An 18,748-nucleotide genomic window follows, 5' to 3' on the forward strand; every position below is an offset into this window, starting at 1 on the left:
CGGCGCAAACTCTATAGAGATCTGCGCCGTTTTTTATTCCTGAAAGTCAAGAAGAGATGTTTTTTAGTCTTAAAACAACTTGTAAATTCTGTGAATAGGAATCATTACTCCTTGCTTTAAAATCACATTTTTGTCAGTAACTGCCCAAACAGTTGTATCTACTATCTTCTTGGATTCATTATCTTCAAAGAAGATTTTAATTTTTGAATGTTCTAAATTACCTAAAGACAAGGCCCGATTAATATCGCTTATTCTTGTTTTTATTTCGTTATCATCGTCCAGAACATCGGTCGTTGGAAACTTAAGAGAAGCTATGTCTTCTTTCTCAATGATTGCAAATTCTTCTGTCATAATCGTAAAATTTATTAATTAGTAAACCCGGATATTATTTTAAAGTAAGGCATTTTTACCTTTGTACTTTTTTCAATAACCATTACTTAAAAATAAAACCTAATCTTTATTTTAAATGCCAATTTTTTATTAATTTTTTCATAATCCGACAAAAATAATGCAACAATCTATTTCTCTTGCTTTTAGATAAAAACTAATTTTAAAAATACCGGATTAGCTTTCTTTCATTAACTAAAAAACCTACTTTTGAAACTTTCGTAATACTTATTCAAAGCATTTGATTACTAATTAACAATGGTATTTTAAGTTTGAACTATTGATTTTTCTAAAAAATGAAAAAAACACTTGCACTATTCTGTATCGTACTTTTCTTTGCTCAATGCAGCAGTATAAAAAAGAACAATGCTCGTTTGCAACAACTAATCGGAGTTGACCAACTTAAAAAAGACGTTGATTTTGCTCAGAAAAAAATTCAAAAACTCCATCCTAAACTGGATTATTACATCAGCAAGGCAAGTTTAAACCATCAGTTTGACAGTATAAAACTCACTATCGACAAAGCAATGACTCCGCTGGAATTTTATAAAAAAATCAGTCCTGTAGTTGCTTCGATAAGACAAGGTCACAGTTATGTTATAGCTCCCGAAAAAGCATTTTCAAAAAAAGAAACCAAAGCAATCCAAAAAAAAGGAATTGGTCCTTTTTCTCAATTTAATTTTTCCTTTTACGATAACAAATTATACATTATCAAAAACAAATCGTACAATAAATCAATAACAGCAGGAACTGAAGTCGTTTCGGTAAACGGCATAAAACCCAAAGAACTTATTGAAGAATACAACCGGTTTTACAGCTCAGATGGTTTTAATACAACTTATAAAAAACAAATTGCCCCCAAACGATTTATCTCGGCTTTCACCACCGAATACGGAATAAAAGACAGTTTAAAATATGTTTTAAAATCAAATGACAGCATTCAAACTGTCCTTATTAAAAGATTGAAACTGGACAGTATTGACAAAAAAGTTCGAAAAACAACTCCAAAAACCGCTGTTACAACTCCGGCAATCAGCAAAGAATACAAACAAGCTTTAAGACGAAAAAAACGAATTAACGGATACGACAAAGCCACTAATAGTTTTATTAGAACTCTTGAATTTTTCCCAAAAGACAGCAGTGTAGCCATCCTGAAAATTAAAGGTTTCAAAAAAGGGAATTTCAGAAAGTTCTATCACGAAAGCTTCGCCAAAATACAAGAACATAAAAGTCAAACCCTAATTATAGATTTAAGAAACAACGGCGGCGGTAGATTGAGCGAAATTGTTAATCTCTACAGCTTCCTCTCTGATAGTACTTTTGTATTCTTAAAAAAATCTGAAGTGGTCTCCAGAGCCAGTTTATTCGAAGGTGCTTATTTCAACAAAGGTTCTTATCCTGTAAAAGTTGTAAAAGCAATTTTCTCACCGTTTGTTTACGGTTATTTGCTGTTTACTGTTCGCAAAGACAAAGACGGTAAAAATTACATTTGCTCCGGGACAAAGCCTCATAAAATAGATAAAAAAGCTTTTAAAGGCAAAATTTATGTATTGATAAACGGAGCCAGTTTTTCGGCTTCGAGTATTTTGTCTTCCAATTTAAAAGGAAGCAAAAGAGCCACTTTTGCAGGCGAAGAAACAGGTGGCGATTATAACGGCACAGTAGCCGGATTTATGCCGGTTGTGTGCTTACCACATTCGAAACTAAAAATCAGAATCGGAATTATGAATATTGCTCCGTATCATCAAACCGAAGTCTTCGGACACGGTATCTATCCTGATGTTCCAATAATTCCTTCATTAGAAGATCAAATTCAAGGGAAGGATACTGAACTAGAATGGATAAAAAACACACTAAAAAACTAAAACCATTCTTTTTTCAAAATTCTTTCAATTAAAACATTGATTTTAACGCAACTGAAACCCGCTATTGTTTTAAAAATCACTAACTTAGTAGAGCCAATTTTAAACATACAGCAATATGAACAACGTAAAAGGATTAAATAAATGGGCCAATGCGCACACTTATTTCAGCTTAGATTTAGTACGAATTGCACTTGGAGTGTTTTTATTCGTAAAAGGAGTCCATTTTATCACTAATATTCAATATTTAGTCGATTTAATTTCTCCTATTGACAAAATTGGAGGAGGAATGTTTATGGTTCATTACATCACTCCCGCCCACATGATTGGAGGAATAATGATTGCTTTTGGATTACTGACCCGCTGGGCTATCATAGCACAATTGCCTATTTTAATTGGAGCTATTTTAGTCAATTTTATGGGGCAAATGCAATCTGAGAGTTTATTTCTTGCCTTAGGCACTTTGGTGGTTTGTTTGTTTTTCTTAGTATATGGAAGCGGTAAAAACTCAGCCGATTATTATTTTAAAATGTATCAATAAATGCAATCTGGATAACCGATTTGCACACAAAGCAAATCTTTTCTCTATAAAAGCCCGATTTTGTCGGGCTTTATTTTTGTTGTAATAAACTCATTTAAACTTTTTTAATAATGCTCCGGAGAAGCGCATCCTGTTTATAGAAATCTATGTATTTACGGATATTAGCTCCGTTAGGAGCGGTCTGTTAATTCTACGGTTCGCTCCTGACGGAGCTTTCTTTTCGAATAATTTGTTTTCTATAAACAGATCGTCCCTATGGGACGCGTTTTTTGTGTAAAAGATGTTTAGCAAAAAGTTTAAATCACTTTAATATCTCCTATCTCAAAAAAAGTCTTTAATCTAAAAGTTGTTATCGGTATGATTTTTAATTTACCTATCACATCCTTATTCTACGTATAATTACCAAATATTCTAACAGTAATTTTTCCTACTTAGTACGTATTCGCATTTACACAAGACTAAAAACCAATGTTTTATTTCAATTTTATGTTTTTACACCTGTTTTTAATTGCTTTATAACAGCAAAAAAGTCGGTTTAAAAAGCTGCTTTTTGCTGCGCAAGACATTAAGCATAAGTACAATTACGTAAGTATGTTTGCAGTGTAAACAATTTATAAAAAAACTTTAAAATCAACGATCATGAAATTACTCAAAACACTTTCTTTATCAATAATGGGATTAGTAGGTTCTGCGGCAATGGCTCAGGAATTCAGTTCTGACATTCAAATCAGACCGCGATACGAATACACAAACGGTTTTGGAACCTTATTAACTCCTACTACAAGCCATACTTCATTTGTTGGAAATCGTGCGAGATTAAATTTGAATTACAAAGACGAAAAATTAGCTGTAAAATTGGCTTTGCAAAATGTGCGTACCTGGGGTGCGGTAAACCATCTTACAGGAGGTGTTTCAAATGCAACCAATAGTTTTGTGTTGTTTGAAGGTTGGGCACAATACAGCTTTACTGAAAAATGGAGCACTAAAGTAGGTCGTCAGGTAATTTCTTATGATAACCAAAGAATCTTTGGAGGATTAGACTGGGCAAATCAGGGACGTAGTTTTGATGCTGCTTTGTTTAAATTTAAGGGAGCTAAAAGCCAATTGGATTTAGGATTTGCTTTAAATGCAGCTAATGAGAATAAAACAGTTCCAAGCTTCCCAACTTCAGTTTCATTTGGAACAGATTTAGATTTTAAAGATTTTCAATATGCCTGGTACCACACTGCTATAAAAAAATTAGGAGTAAGCTTTTTAGCCTTAAACATAGGGAGAGAATATTTAAAAACTCCAACAGAAGCAGAAACAAATTACTACCAAACATTTGGAACTTATGCTAATTATGCCGGTAAAAAATTAAGTCTTGACTTTAGTTTCTACGGACAAACCGGAAAAATTGGTACAAGCGAAGTTTCCGCTTGGCAAACAGCTGCTAACTTAGGATATGCTTTTACACCTAAATTCAAAGCGACTTTAGGATATGAATTCCTGTCAGGAAAAGACCAGGGTACTTCTCCTTCTATGGTAAAATCATTCAATCCTGTTTTTGGTACTAACCACGCTTTCAATGGTTTTATGGATTATTTCTACGTAGGAAACCATGCTAACTCAGTAGGTTTACAAGATCTTACTTTAAAATTAGACTTCCCGATTAAAAAAGTAAATCTTTCTGTTGCTCCTCATTTATTTTACACTGCAAATGAATTAACTGCAACTGATGATAAATACTTAGGAACTGAGGTTGATGTAACAGCGGTTTACAAAGCCAGCAAAGACATCACACTTATTGCCGGTTATTCACAAATGTTTGCTTCGGATGCTATGGTAGCTTTAAAAGGTGGTCTAAATGACACCACAAACAACTGGGCTTATTTAATGGTGAATATCAACCCGCAAATATTCGCTTCAAAAAAATAGTACATCAAAAAACCTACTTAATATAAGTCCCCACAATCTTATAATTATTTTTACTAAAAAAATCGAAGCCTCAAAACTTCGATTTTTTTTTATGCCTTTTCCAAAGGAAATGAGTATTCTTGCATCAGATAAATACAACCGTAGATTGATTTAGTTTAACAAAATAATTTGCGAATTTGCGGTAATTTTTAATTACGAAAAAATGAACATCGAAGACCTCGTAGGCAAATTCCAAATTACAGGCAGCAATCAGGATGCCGAAGACTACACTTACAAAGGAACCCTCACTTTGCGACTAGACCGCAACAAAAGAATCAAAGCCCAATGGTTCATTAATAACGAACAAGTACAAACCGGCAGCGGATTTTTCAGAGACAATATTCTGGTGATTAATTTTAAATATCTGGGCGAAGACGACAAATTTTTCAAAGGTGTGGTGGTCTATCGTTGTATTTCCAAAGATTTACTGGATGGTTTTTGGTCTGAAAAACACGGGAATCCTCAGTTTTTAGGAACGGAACGTGCTTTTAGAATTACTGAAGTATCACATTAATTTTCACATGTAAGAAATATTTTTATTTTTGTATTGCGTAGTTAAAAAAAACATGCGCAACAATAGAAATTAAAATAGGCGCATAACATGCCAATTAAGTATAAAAGATGTAATAATTTATGTGCATATAAACTAGTTATGTGCTATGTTACCAAAAAAACTAAACAATTATGAATAAATCCGAAATCACTGAAATATATTATTTTATATTATCACTTATTCTACTATTCGTGTTTATTTTATTTTATGGATTTGCATTTTCACTTCAAGAATTATCGTTAAAACTTTCTTATACTAAAATGTCCAATAATCAAAGCCTAATCTATTTTTGGCTTATTTTTATGTTTTTAATCACACTAACTAGACAAATAAAACTGAAATTCAGAAGTTATTACCCAAATTTAATTTTAATTATTCTTGGTTTAATACTTATGTTCTACTTCAATATATTTTCACAGAATACTCGTTCATATCAACTTACTATAAAAGAAGATACAATGATATACAAAACGGAAAATTTCACAAATGGTTATATAGCTTTCAGATTCGTACAATTATTAATCTTAGTTATATTGACTTTAAGTAGTATAAATATTATCAGGAGAAACAAAACACACAGCACATAACAGCTACTACAACTGATTTGGGCAATAGGCTTAATGGGAAAGTAGTTTTGTATTTGGGAAGTTTAGGCAAAACTGAAAATAAGGCTTAATTTAACCCTAAACCTCTTGTAGTAAGGGGACGTTATTTTATTAGTTACATTAAAAAAACATTATGCGAAAAATATCACTTTTCATTGCTACAAGTTTAGATGGCTACATTGCAAAGCCGAATGATGATCTTAGTTTTTTGAAACTCGTCGAAAAGGAAGGCGAAGATTATGGTTATAAAGAATTTACAGATACAATTGACACTTTGATTATTGGCAGAAAAACCTATGATTATGTTGTTAAAGAAATTGGTTCCTCTCATTACGACAATGAACAAAGAGACATATATGTTATTACAAGAACCACAAGACCAAGTGTTGGCAGGATAACTTTTTACACGGGTAAACTGACCGATTTAGTGGAACAACTAAAATCGGAAAATGGAAAAAACATATATTGTGATGGTGGTGCAGAAGTAATTAATGAACTATTAAAAAATGACTTGATTGATGAGTTAATTATCTCTGTTATTCCTGTTTTATTAGGAAATGGGACCAGATTATTTAAAGACGGGCGTCCTGAACAGTTACTAGAATTTGTAAAAGCAAAAACATTTGATACGGGATTGACACAATTGCATTACATACGAAAAAAATAAAAAAAACCAAAAAATGAAACACCTCATTAAACTAAGCTGTTTACTTTTATTAACAATTAGTCCTAAAGGATTAGCACAACAAACAGCAGTTACTCCTAAAGTAATCCTAACCGAGGCTGAAAAAACACTTCAATCGCAATGGCAGAGCAAACGGGTGGCTTTTTTAGGAGATTCCATGACCGATAAACGCCGTGTAGGGACTACTTATGTATATTGGGAATACCTGAATGAGTTATTAGGAATAGAATCTTTGGTGTATGGTATCAGCGGTAATCAATGGAATCATATTTACAAACAGGCTGAAAAACTACAGGCTGAAAAAGGAACGGATCTTGACGCTATCATCATTTTTGCGGGAACCAATGATTACATGCACGGTACACCCATTGGGGAATTCTTTACTGAAACGACCGCACAAACTAATTTTAATGGTAAAGAAGTAACTCGCAAATACCGCACTCCTATCTTTAATGATACGACCTTTTGCGGAAGAATCAACAAAGCAATGTCTTACTTGAAAAACAATTTTCCGGAGCAGCAAATTATTATCATGACACCTATTCACAGAGGATATGCCAAGTTTAATGACAAAAATGTGCAGCCTGACGAAAACTTTTGTAACGAACAAGGGTTATACATTGACAGTTATGTGGAGGTTCTAAAACAGGCGGCTTCCTATTGGGCTGTTCCCTTAATCGATTTGCATTCAACAAGTGGTTTGTTTCCAATGGCCGAATCGCATTTGCAATATTTTCATAAAAAAGACACTGACAGACTGCATCCTAACGCACTTGGAGATTACCGTCTGGCTAAAACCATTCAGTACCAGTTGCTGGCACTGCCTTCAGATTTTAAGACGAAATAATGCTACACAATTAAAATTGCAGATTTAAAAGGTCAAGAGCTAAAACAAAACTTGCAGAAAGCACTCAATAAGTGTACATTCGCCAAAAATTTTTATAATGAGCTTAGACAGAGAATTAAATAAACGCAGTGGAGGAAAATGTGAACTTTGTGGCGCAACCGAAAACCTAAAAGTGTATCAAGTTCTTCCTACCAAAAAAGGAGGAATTGACGAAGCCATTCAGGCTTGTTCAACTTGTGTGGAGCAAATTGAAAATCCGGGCAACGAAGATTTAAACCACTGGAGATGCTTAAATGACAGTATGTGGAGCGAACACATTCCGGTACAGGTAGTAGCCTGGCGAATGCTGAGTCGTTTGCGCACTGCGGGTTGGCCACAGGAATTATTAGACATGATGTATCTTGACGATGATACTTTAGAATGGGCAAAAGCAACCGGAGAAGGCGAAGACGACGAAAATAAAATTATCCACCGCGACAGTAACGGAGTAATTCTGGAACACGGAGATTCAGTAGTTTTAATCAAAGACCTGAAAGTTAAAGGTTCGAGTATGGTTGCCAAGCAGGGAACCGCCGTTAGAAACATTCGCTTAGACCACGAAAATGCCGAATACATTGAAGGAAAAGTCGATGGACAACAAATTGTGATTATTACACAATACGTGAAGAAAATATAGTCAGCAGAACACAGAGTTCAGAATGCAGAACGCAGTCAGCAGAAGGCAAGTTTGAACCTAAAAATTAGAAAGCAGATTCCAGATAAAAATATAAAATATTTAATCTGAAATCTGCTTTTTTTTCTGCGTTCTGCATTCTGAAATCTGCATTCTAAACACTGCCTTCTGCAAACTGAGTACTACTCCTCTACTTTCTTAATCACATTCCGGGCAACCTGAATTTTATATTTCTTGCCTTTCATTTTTTCATCCTTAATATGATGGAGTAAATCTTTTACTTTACTGAATTTTACTGCAGCAAACGAAATAAAATCTTTCACTTCGATTAATCCCAAATCGCCTTTTTCCAGTTTTCCTTTTTGAGAAAAGAATCCCACGATATCAATTTTATTCAACTTATTTTTCTTCCCGCCACTGATATAAATGGTTTGAAATTGCGGAGCTTTTGGTAATGATTTTGCATTTTCAACTGAAAAAACTTCTGTGTTTTCATAATCCACATAATCCATTTTTTTCTCCGATTCATGTGCAATAATATAAGCCGTTCCTGTGGCTGTCATACGGGCCGTACGACCATTTCTATGGGTAAATTCGTCTTCTTTTAATGGCAAATGATAATGGATTACATGATTCATTTCAGGAATATCGAGGCCACGTGCGGCTAAGTCAGTTGTAACCAGATAACTTACACTACCATTTCTAAACTGAATCAAAGCACGTTCACGCTCTTCCTGATCCATGCCTCCATGATAATAGGTCGAATAAATACCTTTTTCATTCAAAGTATCACTGATACGTTCCGCCGCATCACGGTGATTACAAAAAATAATTGCCGATTCGGATTGCAACGAACATAACAATTGAAATAATGTATTTAACTTATCTTTTTCCTTAGAAATAACCAATTTGGTAGAAAGATTCGATTCCTCTTCATTTTCAGGTATAAAGTCTAAAATGGTTGGATTCGCCACTCTGGTAAATTTTGGAATCTCAATATCAGAAGTTGCAGAAACTAAAACACGCTTGCTTACTTTAGCTAATTTCCCGATGATAAAAGACATTTGTTCATGAAAACCCAATTGCAAAGACTTATCAAATTCGTCTAAAATCAAAGTCTGAATTTTATCCAATCGGAAAGTTCCTCTTTCAATATGATCAACAATACGTCCCGGAGTCCCAATTAAAACCGCCGGCGGATTGCTTAAATTCTTTATTTCGGTATCGATGGAATGTCCGCCATAACAAACATTAACTTTATATAGAGTTCCCATTTTTTTCCAAACCTGCTCAATCTGCAAACCTAATTCACGTGATGGAACCAGAATTAAACATTGTACAGAAAGGATTTCAGGTTGCAGTATTTCTAAAACCGGCAACAAAAAAGCCAGTGTTTTTCCGGAACCCGTTGGCGAAAGCAGTAAAACATTATTGTCATTCAGAATAGTTTCCTGCGCTGTTTCCTGCATTTCATTCAGGCTTTGGATACCTAAATTGGAAAGTATATTGTTGGGATGGTGTTTCTTATTCATGCGGCAAAGGTAGTGTTTTTAGTCAGCAGTTTTCAGTCTTCAGAAGGCAGTTTTCAGAAGGCAAAAATTTAGAAGGCGGAACGCAGTCGGCAGAATGCAGTCGAATAAAGACTATCATAAAAATAAAAAAACAGATTTCAGATTAGAAGTTTATATTTCTAATCTGAAATCTGTTTTCTTTTTGCTTTCTGCGTTCTAAATTCTGCGTTCTGCTTCTATTTCCAACTCCCCACTTCTAACTTCCTACTTCTGACTTCCTACTTCTAACTTTTTATAATATTTTCTTCTTCAAATAATAATTTGATATTCTCATAAGAGTTTTTCAAAACCTCCGGAATATCATTTGGATGAATCCAGGCTACTTTTTCAATTCCTTCTTCTAATTGTCCCTGTGGTGTTCCTTCAAAGTCAGAGTACATTTCGAACCAATGCGTAATTTTTAATTTATATACGCCATTTCGTTTGAAAACATGATAAGTTTTTTGCAACTTATTGGTAATTTTTAACTGACCAACCCCTGTTTCCTCTTCCACTTCCCGCATGGCGGTTTGCTCAATTTCCTCTTTTTTTTCGACACCGCCTTTTGGCAAATCCCATTTTCCATTTCGAAAAATAAATAAAACCTCCCCTTTTTTGTTGTAAACTAATCCTCCTCCGGCTTTATTTACAGGGATTTTAGCTTTCAGGGTTTTCATAATCTCTTTTTCATCAGGGTGATAGAGATAAGCTTTCTGAATTTTATTTTGAAAAATTTTGATAATAATTTGTTCAATATCAATACTTTCTAACAAAAAAAGCTTAAAATCTGTTTCTTTTGAGATTTTATTTGTCAAAAAAAGTGGTTTGTCGTTCACAAAAACTTTATACATTTGTACTATGATTTTTAATAAAGATACAGCCGAAAAAACAGCCGAATTGCTTTTACAAATAAATGCAATTAAATTGAATCCTGAAAATTCTTTTACATGGGCTTCAGGATGGAAATCACCTATTTATTGTGATAACCGTCTAATACTTTCATTTCCAGCCATAAGAAATTATGTGAGAGATGAATTTGCAAAACACATCGAAAAACAATTTGGAAAACCAGACGTAATTGCCGGAGTTGCCACCGGAGCTATCGGAATTGGTATGCTTGTAGCTGAAGCTATGGGATTACCTTTTGTTTATGTACGTCCTGAACCTAAAAAACACGGTCGTCAAAATCAGGTGGAAGGTTTTTTACAAAAAGGACAAAACGTAGTTGTGGTAGAAGATTTAATTAGTACCGGAAACAGTAGTTTACTTGCTGTTGAAGCTTTACGCGCTGCAGGTGCCAATATTAAAGGAATGGCAGCTATTTTTACTTATGGATTTGATGTTGCCGAAGAAAACTTTAAAAATGCAAAATTAGACCTATACACTTTAAGTAATTATCAAAATCTGCTAAATTTAGCCGTAGCCAAAAAATACATTACTGAAAAAGAAGAAAGTACTTTAAGAGAATGGAGCGTTACTCCTTCTACTTGGGGACAGGTTGAGACCAAATAAAAACAATAACATGAACTTAGAAAGTCCAAAGGTAAACGTTGAAAAATCAGCTCAGGAATTATTCAATTTATTGACAGACATGAAAAATTTCGAAAAGTTAATGCCTGAAAACATTGCTAAGTTTGAAGTTATTGGCGAAGATTCATTTCTTTTTGGCCTAAAAGGAATGCCTGAAATTCAATTAAAAGTAACCGAAAAAACGGCTCCAAACAAAATTGTTTTTGGCGCTGCCAATGATAAAGTTCCTTTTACATTGATAACTAATATTGATTCGGTTTCAGCAACTTCCAGTGCTGTAAAACTCGATTTTGAAGGTAGTTTCAATCCCATGATGGCTATGATGGTTAAAGGTCCTATTGGGAAATTTATTGAAACCCTTGTTAACAATATTCCCAAGTTATAATTTAGATTTTTCTAAATCCACTTATAAAAAACGTCTCAAATCTGAGGCGTTTTTTTTTATATTCCGCATCAAACATTTTCCTTTTCTCACAAACACAAATCTTTGTTAATCAGTACAAATAAAATTAAAAAATCAACAAAAATTTGATACTTGTACCCTGATAAAATAGAAGATAAATGCTTAAATTTAACATACAAAGTTGTTTCTAACCCATAGTACTAATTTAAACAGATTCATCATGAGCTTATTGACAGACAATATCATTCCGGGTGAACACGGAAAAGTCTTTGGCACTAATGCCAATGAAGAAATGGAGTTGATTGAAATAAAAAACAAACTCTTAAATCTAGACGGTATCTCCGAAGTTCATATTAATAATTCCATTTTTCCAAAAGAATTTACTGTATTTACAAACAAAGTAATCAGTGTAGCGGAAATTGAAAAATCAGTAAAATCTATTGGCTTTCACGCTATTCCAAAAGAACTAATCTAACCGATAAAACAACTTAAAAAAACTCCTCTTGAAATTTATCACTTTTTAAGAGGAGTTTTTTTGTAACAAAAAAATCAAATATTCAATTTATTATCGTAATATTGCAATATAAATATATGACAATGGGAATTAGCAAAACAGAACACTTCACAGAAGAACAAAACGAACTGGCAACTTTAGCTAAAGCCATAGGACATCCTGCACGTATTGCCATCATACAACACCTTATAAAAGTCAACAGTTGTATTTGCAGCGATATTGTAAACGAACTTCCCCTGGCTCAACCAACAGTTTCCCAGCATCTGAAAGAATTAAAAAACGCAGGATTAATCAAAGGAAACCTGGAAGGAAACGCTATTTGCTATTGCCTTGATGAAAACGGATTTGAAAAAATAAAAAACTTTTTCGAAATCGTAAACAAGCATTTAGAAAACAAAAATCAATGTTGTTAATTTTTAAAATTACAAATCATGAAACTATCTGAAATTAAAAATCATTTAAGCAACATAGAAACCGTTGCTTTTGTATTAGCTGACGGAACTTATGTTCCGGAGCATTTCCATGTAACTGAAGTAGGTTTAATTACCAAAAATTTTATTGACTGTGGTGGTACTGTAAGAAACGAAACCGTAGTTAACTTTCAATTATGGGACGCCCATGATTTTGAACATCGTTTGAAACCTAAAAAATTACTGGACATCATTACTCTTTCTGAAAAAATATTAGGAATTGGAGATTATGAAATTGAGGTAGAATACCAAACCAAAGAAACCGTCGGAAAATACGACTTGGAATTCAACGGAAAAGATTTTACACTTTTGAACAAACAAACAGCTTGTTTAGCTTCAGATCAATGCGGAGTTCCTTCTGCTAAACCAAAAATGAAACTATCTGAAATACAAGCTCAAACCAGCTGTTGTACTCCCGGAGGAAGCTGCTGCTAATTACCCTAACCTGTTGGATGAAATTATTAAAAACTAATTTCATCCAACAGGTTATATCTATCAAATTTAAACTCAAAAAAATTAAAAAATGACATCGACACAAATTAACGTATTTCAGGAAATCGAAAAAACAATCAACAACTTTAATTTCGAAACTATATCCGAAGAACGCAAACTTGTTTTACAGCCTTTAATCGATTTTATTCAAAATAAACACAACAATCAGCAAGAAATCAGACTAAATTTAATTTGCACACACAATTCCAGAAGAAGTCATTTGTCACAAGTTTGGGCCCAAACAGCTGCTGCTTATTACAATATTAAAAATGTATTTTGTTATTCAGGCGGAACCGAAGCAACTGCCTTGTTCCCTATGGCAGCACAAACTTTAGCCCAACAAGGTTTTCAAATCAAAACTATCGCCGAAGGAAACAATCCGATTTACGCTATAAAATACTCCGAAAACACACATCCAATTATAGGATTCTCCAAAACCTTTGACAGCGAATTCAACCCACAATCTGAATTTGCCGCTATCTTAACCTGTTCCAGCGCTGACCAAGGCTGCCCTTTTATTGCGGGTGCCGAAAAACGCATTCCAATTACTTTTGAAGACCCTAAAGCTTTTGACAACACACCACAACAAGCCGAAAAATACAAAGAAAGAAGCATACAAATTGGAACAGAACTCTTTTATGTTTTTTCACAAATAAAAAAATAAGCATGTCAGCAAACAATTGTACACCGGCAATAGCCCGAAAAAAATTAAATTTTCTGGACAGCTATTTAACGCTTTGGATTTTTCTGGCTATGGCCATCGGAGTGGGTATTGGGAATTTTATTCCTTCCAGCGGTAATTTTATTAATTCATTTTCAAGCGGAACTACTAATATTCCTCTAGCAATTGGATTAATATTAATGATGTATCCGCCATTAGCCAAAGTAAAATACGAACAAATGGGCGAAGTATTCAAAAACATCAAAATTCTAAGTGCTTCCCTGATTCTGAATTGGATTATTGGTCCTGTTTTAATGTTTTTCTTAGCACTACTTTTTCTAAACGGATACCCCGAATACATGATTGGTGTTATATTAATTGGTCTCGCAAGATGTATCGCCATGGTAGTTGTATGGAATGATCTTGCCGAAGGAAACAGAGAATACGCAGCCGGACTTATTGCTTTAAACAGTATTTTTCAGGTATTACTTTATAGCGTTTACGCCTATATTTTTATCACCATACTTCCTCCTTATTTTGGTTATAACGGATTTGAAGTCAACATCAGCATTGGACAAATTGCCGAAAGCGTGGGCATCTACTTAGGAATCCCGTTTGCTTTAGGAATAATCAGCAGATATACTTTGATCTATATAAAAGGTGAAGATTGGTTTCAAAACAAATACATTCCGGTGATTTCACCAATCACATTAATTGCTTTATTATTCACAATTATAATAATGTTCAGTCTGAAAGGAGAAATGATTGTTCAAATTCCGATGGATGTTGTACGAATAGGAATTCCATTAGTTATCTATTTTACAGTAATGTTCATCATCAGTTTCTTTACAGGGAAATATTTTGGCGCTGATTATTCTAAAAGCACCGCCATTGCTTTTACCGCTACAGGTAATAATTTCGAATTAGCCATTGCTGTAGCTATTGGTGTTTTTGGCATCAACAGCGGACAAGCCTTTTCAGGGGTCATTGGACCATTAGTAGAAGTTCCTGCATTAATAGCATTAGTAAATGTTGCTTTTTGGCTCCAAAAGAAATATTTCACCAACACTTAAGTAATCCTACTTAAAAAAAGTATCTTTTTAAAATTTAACAAAAGCATCAGAATAAGTACATTTTTAAACTTATTTTGATGCTTTTTCGCAATATAATTTATGCGAATCCCTTTTTCAAGGCTCAATATTCGTCCTAAAAACACTAAAAACTTCATTTTAACAACATCTTTAACTCTAAATTGATTAGAAATTAAAAAAAACAAGCTTTATTTTTTACACATTTTCCATTTTAACCCACTCCTTTTCATAATATCTCAATTAACAACCAAAAACAAAAATTAAGTAATAAAATTAAGTATTTATACGTATATTTGCTTCGTAATACTTAATAATGATATTATGATTAAAATAATTGTAGTCGGAAACGGCATGGTGGGCTTCAAATTTTGCGAAAAATTCGTTTCAAAATCTGGACAAGAAAAATATCAAATTACCGTATTTGGTGAAGAACCGAGACGTGCTTATGACCGTGTTCACCTTAGTGAATACTTTGCAGGAAAAACAGCTGATGATCTATCAATGTCAACTGCAACTTGGTACGAAGAAAATAATATCATATTAAACACTTCTGAATTAGTTACTGATATTCATAAAGAAAACAAAACCATTACAACACATTTAGAGAATACTCACTCTTATGACTATTTGGTTTTAGCAACAGGATCGGCTGCTTTTGTACCTCCTATTGAAGGAGTAGAAAAAGAAGGGGTTTTTGTTTACAGAACTATCGAAGATCTGGATGCAATTATGGCTTACGCCAAAAAAATAAAACAAAACGGCGCTACTGAAGCTGCTGTTTTAGGAGGTGGATTACTAGGACTTGAAGCTGCAAAAGCAGTACGTGATTTGGGATTAAATCCTCACGTAGTTGAATTCGCACCACGCTTAATGCCAAGACAGTTAGACAAAGGCGCCAGTAATATGTTGCGTTCTAAAATTGAAGAATTAAACATCAAAATACACCTAAGTAAATCTACTCAATTCATTGACGGTGAAAACGCTATCACCGGAATGATGTTTGAAGAAGAAGAACTTTTAAAAGTAGATATGCTGGTAATCTCAGCAGGTATCAAACCACGAGATGAACTGGGAAGAGGCGCAGGTCTTGAAGTTGGTGTTCGTGGCGGAGTTGTGGTAAACAACAAAATGCAAACTTCTGATCCAAATATCTTTGCTATTGGAGAAGTTGCCCTATACAACCACATGATTTACGGATTAGTTGCTCCGGGTTATGAAATGGCTGATGTAGCTGCCGAACAAATCCTTCAAGGTGAAAAAACCATGAGAGAAAGCATCGATATGTCAACTCAATTGAAATTAATTGGTGTTGAAGTAGCGAGTTTCGGAGATCCGTTTATCGAACATCAGGAAGGAACTCCTATTATCTACGAAAATAAAGTAAGCGGAATTTACAAAAGAGTAAACATCTCTAAAGACGGTACAAAACTTTTAGGAGGAATCTTAGTAGGTGATTCCAGCGATTACAACACTTTATTCCAAATTTACAGCAACGGAATGGCTATTCCTAAAAACCCGGAAGATTTGATTCTGGGAGCAAGAGGCGGTGAAGCTTCTTCAATGGGTAGCGCAATGGACTTGCCTGATACAGCCGTTATCTGTTCTTGTGAAAATGTAACTAAAGGAAGCATCTGCTGCTCTATTACTGACGGAAATGCTGAAACTTTAGGTGATGTTGTAAAATTAACCAAAGCTACTTCGGGTTGCGGTGGTTGTAAACCAATGGTTGCCGACTTAGTAAAAGAAACTCAAAAATCATTAGGAAAAGAAGTAAAAGACGTTGTTTGTGAGCACTTTGCTTACAGCCGTCAGGAACTATATGATATTATCAAAATCAACAAATTCACTAATCATAACGAAGTTTTAGGAACAATAGGTAAAGGTGATGGTTGCGAAGTTTGTCGTCCTGTTCTTTCTTCTATCTTCTCTAGTATCTATAATGATACTGCTAACAAGCACGTTACTTCTCAAGATTCAAATGACCGATTCTTAGCGAATATCCAACGTAACGGAACTTACTCAGTAGTACCAAGAATGGCCGGAGGAGAAGTTACTGCCGAGAAACTAATCGCCATTGGTGAAGTTGCTAAAGAATACAATTTATACACTAAAATCACCGGAGCACAACGTGTGGACTTATTTGGTGCTGAACTAAATGACTTACCTGCTATCTGGAAAAAATTAATCGATCACGGTTTTGAAAGTGGTCACGCTTACGGAAAATCATTAAGAGCAGTAAAAAGTTGTGTAGGTAACGCCTGGTGTCGTTACGGAATGGATGACAGTACTACACTGGCTATCGAACTGGAAAACCGTTACAGAGGTATCCGTTCTCCACACAAATTAAAAGGAGGAGTTTCGGCTTGTATCAGAGAATGTGCTGAAGCAAGAGGAAAAGATTTTGGGGTTATTGCTGTTGAAGGCGGATGGAACTTATACATCTGCGGAAACGGTGGAGCAAATCCTAAACACGCTGTTCTTTTAGCTGAAACTATTGATAAAGAAACTGTTTTCAAATACATGGATCGTTTCTTAATGTACTACATCCGCACTGCGGGACCATTGGTTAGAACTTCTACCTGGTTAGAAAAACTGGAAGGCGGAATCGATTATTTGAAAAATGTAGTAATCAACGACAGTTTAGGAATCAACGCTACTCTTGAAGCCGAAATGCAACAATTGGTTGACACTTTCGAATGTGAGTGGAAACAAGCCATTGAAGATCCGGAAATGATGAAACGTTTCAGACATTTCACTAACTCAGATGATCGTGATGACAACATTGAATACATCCCGCTTAGAGATCAAAAAATGCCTAAAGCCTGGTAATATTTTCAATAAAGTAGTCTAAAATTTATGAATCTTTTTTTGTTTTCCTGACTCAGTTTAAAGTCAGGAAAACAAAAAAACCAAAAACAAAAAAACATGGAAAACGTACTAAACCAATATGAAACAGTTGCCCTTAATGATGTAAAAGTATGGTTCAATGCAGGAAAAACTGCTGATTTCCCTGCTGATGGTGGCGGATGCGTAAAATACAAAGGCAAACAAATTGCAGTAATCAATTTCGAAAGAAGAAACGAATGGTATGCCTGTCAAAATGTATGTCCTCATAAAATGGAAATGGTACTTTCCAGAGGTATGATTGGTTCTGTTGAAGACACTCCAAAAATTGCCTGCCCGATCCATAAAAAAACCTTTTCATTGAAAGACGGAAGCAACCTGAGTGGTGACGATTTAAAAATCGCAACATATCCTGTTAAAATTGTTGAAGGTGAAGTATTGATTGGCTTTATCGATTAAATATGTATCTTTGAAGTATTAAATAATACTCCAAATGACTACAACACCATTCCAACTAGCAAGCCAATGGATTGATGCCGAAAACGCACAAGATCCCAACATAGAAATAAACGAATCCATAAGTTTTCCTAAAGAACTTCTATACTCTAATAGAATGTATGAAAAACTTATGGATTTTTTTCCTAATGCCTCCGAAGAAGTACAAATTGCTGCCAAAGCACAACATATTTGTCGCTGGAAAATAGCCCGGGAATCCTACCCAATGGATCGTGTAGGTTACTTAAAATGGCGCGAAGACCTGAAAAAATTTCACGCTAAAACTACTGCCGAAATCTTAGAAAAAGCAGGTTATAGTCCTGAATTTATTGACAGAGTTTCATTTTTAATCGAAAAAAAATTACTCAAAAAAGATCAGGAAACCCAATTACTGGAAGACGTAATATGTCTGGTGTTTTTAGAACATTACCTGGAACCTTTTGTTGAAAAACACGATACCGAAAAACTAAAAAATATTATTCTGAAAACCTGGAATAAAATGTCTGAAAACGGGCATCAGGCAGCTTTAAAAATAAATTACAGTCCTGCCAACCTACAACTAATCAAAGACGCTATCGGACTCTGATTT

At 34.4% G+C, this 18,748-nt stretch carries 20 protein-coding genes; 17 read left to right on the forward strand and 3 right to left on the reverse strand.

The window, feature by feature from the left end; genetic code table 11:
- Positions 1-69 precede the first annotated feature (69 nt).
- Positions 70-351, reverse strand: coding sequence for a hypothetical protein (locus IEV84_RS07185; RefSeq protein WP_071183368.1), 282 nt, complete (start codon positions 349-351; stop codon positions 70-72).
- A gap of 332 nt (positions 352-683) precedes the next feature.
- Here IEV84_RS07185 and IEV84_RS07190 point away from each other — a divergent pair, with 332 nt between their 5' ends.
- From IEV84_RS07190 to IEV84_RS07220, 7 genes are all read left to right on the forward strand, one after another.
- Positions 684-2,252 (forward strand): S41 family peptidase, encoded by a 1,569-nt coding sequence (locus tag IEV84_RS07190; protein ID WP_188493620.1) that lies wholly within the window; start codon positions 684-686, stop codon positions 2,250-2,252.
- A gap of 115 nt (positions 2,253-2,367) precedes the next feature.
- Positions 2,368-2,790 carry a DoxX family protein gene (locus IEV84_RS07195; RefSeq protein ID WP_188493621.1) on the forward strand — a complete coding sequence of 141 codons (423 nt, stop codon included), beginning with the start codon at positions 2,368-2,370 and terminating at the stop codon, positions 2,788-2,790.
- Positions 2,791-3,429: 639 nt separating this feature from the next.
- Positions 3,430-4,707: an alginate export family protein gene (locus IEV84_RS07200; protein ID WP_188493622.1), complete on the forward strand. Its 1,278-nt coding sequence runs from the start codon at positions 3,430-3,432 to the stop codon at positions 4,705-4,707.
- A 202-nt stretch (positions 4,708-4,909) separates the two neighbouring features.
- The gene (locus IEV84_RS07205) at positions 4,910-5,260 is read left to right on the forward strand and encodes a hypothetical protein (RefSeq protein WP_188493623.1); all 351 of its coding nucleotides are present in this window, start codon (positions 4,910-4,912) and stop codon (positions 5,258-5,260) included.
- 777 nt (positions 5,261-6,037) lie between these two features.
- Positions 6,038-6,571 carry a dihydrofolate reductase family protein gene (locus IEV84_RS07210; RefSeq protein WP_188493624.1) on the forward strand — a complete coding sequence of 178 codons (534 nt, stop codon included), beginning with the start codon at positions 6,038-6,040 and terminating at the stop codon, positions 6,569-6,571.
- A 13-nt stretch (positions 6,572-6,584) separates the two neighbouring features.
- Positions 6,585-7,436, forward strand: coding sequence for an SGNH/GDSL hydrolase family protein (locus IEV84_RS07215; RefSeq protein WP_188493625.1), 852 nt, complete (start codon positions 6,585-6,587; stop codon positions 7,434-7,436).
- Positions 7,437-7,533: 97 nt separating this feature from the next.
- Positions 7,534-8,112, forward strand: coding sequence for a PhnA domain-containing protein (locus IEV84_RS07220; RefSeq protein WP_188493626.1), 579 nt, complete (start codon positions 7,534-7,536; stop codon positions 8,110-8,112).
- 179 nt (positions 8,113-8,291) lie between these two features.
- Here IEV84_RS07220 and IEV84_RS07225 read toward each other — a convergent pair whose 3' ends face one another.
- Positions 8,292-9,641, reverse strand: coding sequence for a DEAD/DEAH box helicase (locus tag IEV84_RS07225; RefSeq protein ID WP_188493627.1), 1,350 nt, complete (start codon positions 9,639-9,641; stop codon positions 8,292-8,294).
- A gap of 263 nt (positions 9,642-9,904) precedes the next feature.
- Positions 9,905-10,510, reverse strand: coding sequence for an NUDIX hydrolase (locus IEV84_RS07230; protein ID WP_188493628.1), 606 nt, complete (start codon positions 10,508-10,510; stop codon positions 9,905-9,907).
- 7 nt (positions 10,511-10,517) lie between these two features.
- Between IEV84_RS07230 and pyrE the strand changes: the two genes are divergently transcribed.
- The 10 genes from pyrE (at position 10,518) to IEV84_RS07280 (ending at position 18,745) form a co-directional block, all read left to right on the forward strand.
- Positions 10,518-11,171 (forward strand): orotate phosphoribosyltransferase, encoded by a 654-nt coding sequence (pyrE, locus tag IEV84_RS07235; RefSeq protein ID WP_188493629.1) that lies wholly within the window; start codon positions 10,518-10,520, stop codon positions 11,169-11,171.
- A gap of 10 nt (positions 11,172-11,181) precedes the next feature.
- A complete protein-coding gene (locus IEV84_RS07240) occupies positions 11,182-11,574 on the forward strand; it encodes an SRPBCC family protein (RefSeq protein WP_188493630.1) in 393 nt (130 codons plus the stop codon).
- Positions 11,575-11,812: 238 nt separating this feature from the next.
- A complete protein-coding gene (locus tag IEV84_RS07245; protein ID WP_188493631.1) occupies positions 11,813-12,067 on the forward strand; it encodes a heavy-metal-associated domain-containing protein in 255 nt (84 codons plus the stop codon).
- A 122-nt stretch (positions 12,068-12,189) separates the two neighbouring features.
- The gene (locus IEV84_RS07250; protein ID WP_188493632.1) at positions 12,190-12,519 is read left to right on the forward strand and encodes an ArsR/SmtB family transcription factor; all 330 of its coding nucleotides are present in this window, start codon (positions 12,190-12,192) and stop codon (positions 12,517-12,519) included.
- 18 nt (positions 12,520-12,537) lie between these two features.
- Entirely contained in the window at positions 12,538-13,011 is a 474-nt protein-coding gene (locus IEV84_RS07255) for a DUF6428 family protein (RefSeq protein ID WP_188493633.1), read from the forward strand.
- 88 nt (positions 13,012-13,099) lie between these two features.
- Positions 13,100-13,732, forward strand: coding sequence for an arsenate-mycothiol transferase ArsC (locus IEV84_RS07260; protein ID WP_188493634.1), 633 nt, complete (start codon positions 13,100-13,102; stop codon positions 13,730-13,732).
- A 2-nt stretch (positions 13,733-13,734) separates the two neighbouring features.
- Complete coding sequence (gene arsB / locus IEV84_RS07265; protein ID WP_188493635.1) at positions 13,735-14,802, forward strand: ACR3 family arsenite efflux transporter; 1,068 nt, start codon at positions 13,735-13,737, stop codon at positions 14,800-14,802.
- A 339-nt stretch (positions 14,803-15,141) separates the two neighbouring features.
- Positions 15,142-17,649 carry a nitrite reductase large subunit NirB gene (gene nirB, locus IEV84_RS07270; RefSeq protein WP_188493636.1) on the forward strand — a complete coding sequence of 836 codons (2,508 nt, stop codon included), beginning with the start codon at positions 15,142-15,144 and terminating at the stop codon, positions 17,647-17,649.
- A gap of 96 nt (positions 17,650-17,745) precedes the next feature.
- A complete protein-coding gene (nirD, locus tag IEV84_RS07275; protein ID WP_188493637.1) occupies positions 17,746-18,123 on the forward strand; it encodes a nitrite reductase small subunit NirD in 378 nt (125 codons plus the stop codon).
- Positions 18,124-18,157: 34 nt separating this feature from the next.
- Positions 18,158-18,745 carry a DUF4202 domain-containing protein gene (locus IEV84_RS07280; protein ID WP_188493638.1) on the forward strand — a complete coding sequence of 196 codons (588 nt, stop codon included), beginning with the start codon at positions 18,158-18,160 and terminating at the stop codon, positions 18,743-18,745.
- Positions 18,746-18,748: the final 3 nt, after the last annotated feature.

This window comes from Flavobacterium palustre (genome assembly GCF_014639535.1).
Classification (GTDB): Bacteria; Bacteroidota; Bacteroidia; order Flavobacteriales; family Flavobacteriaceae; genus Flavobacterium; species Flavobacterium palustre.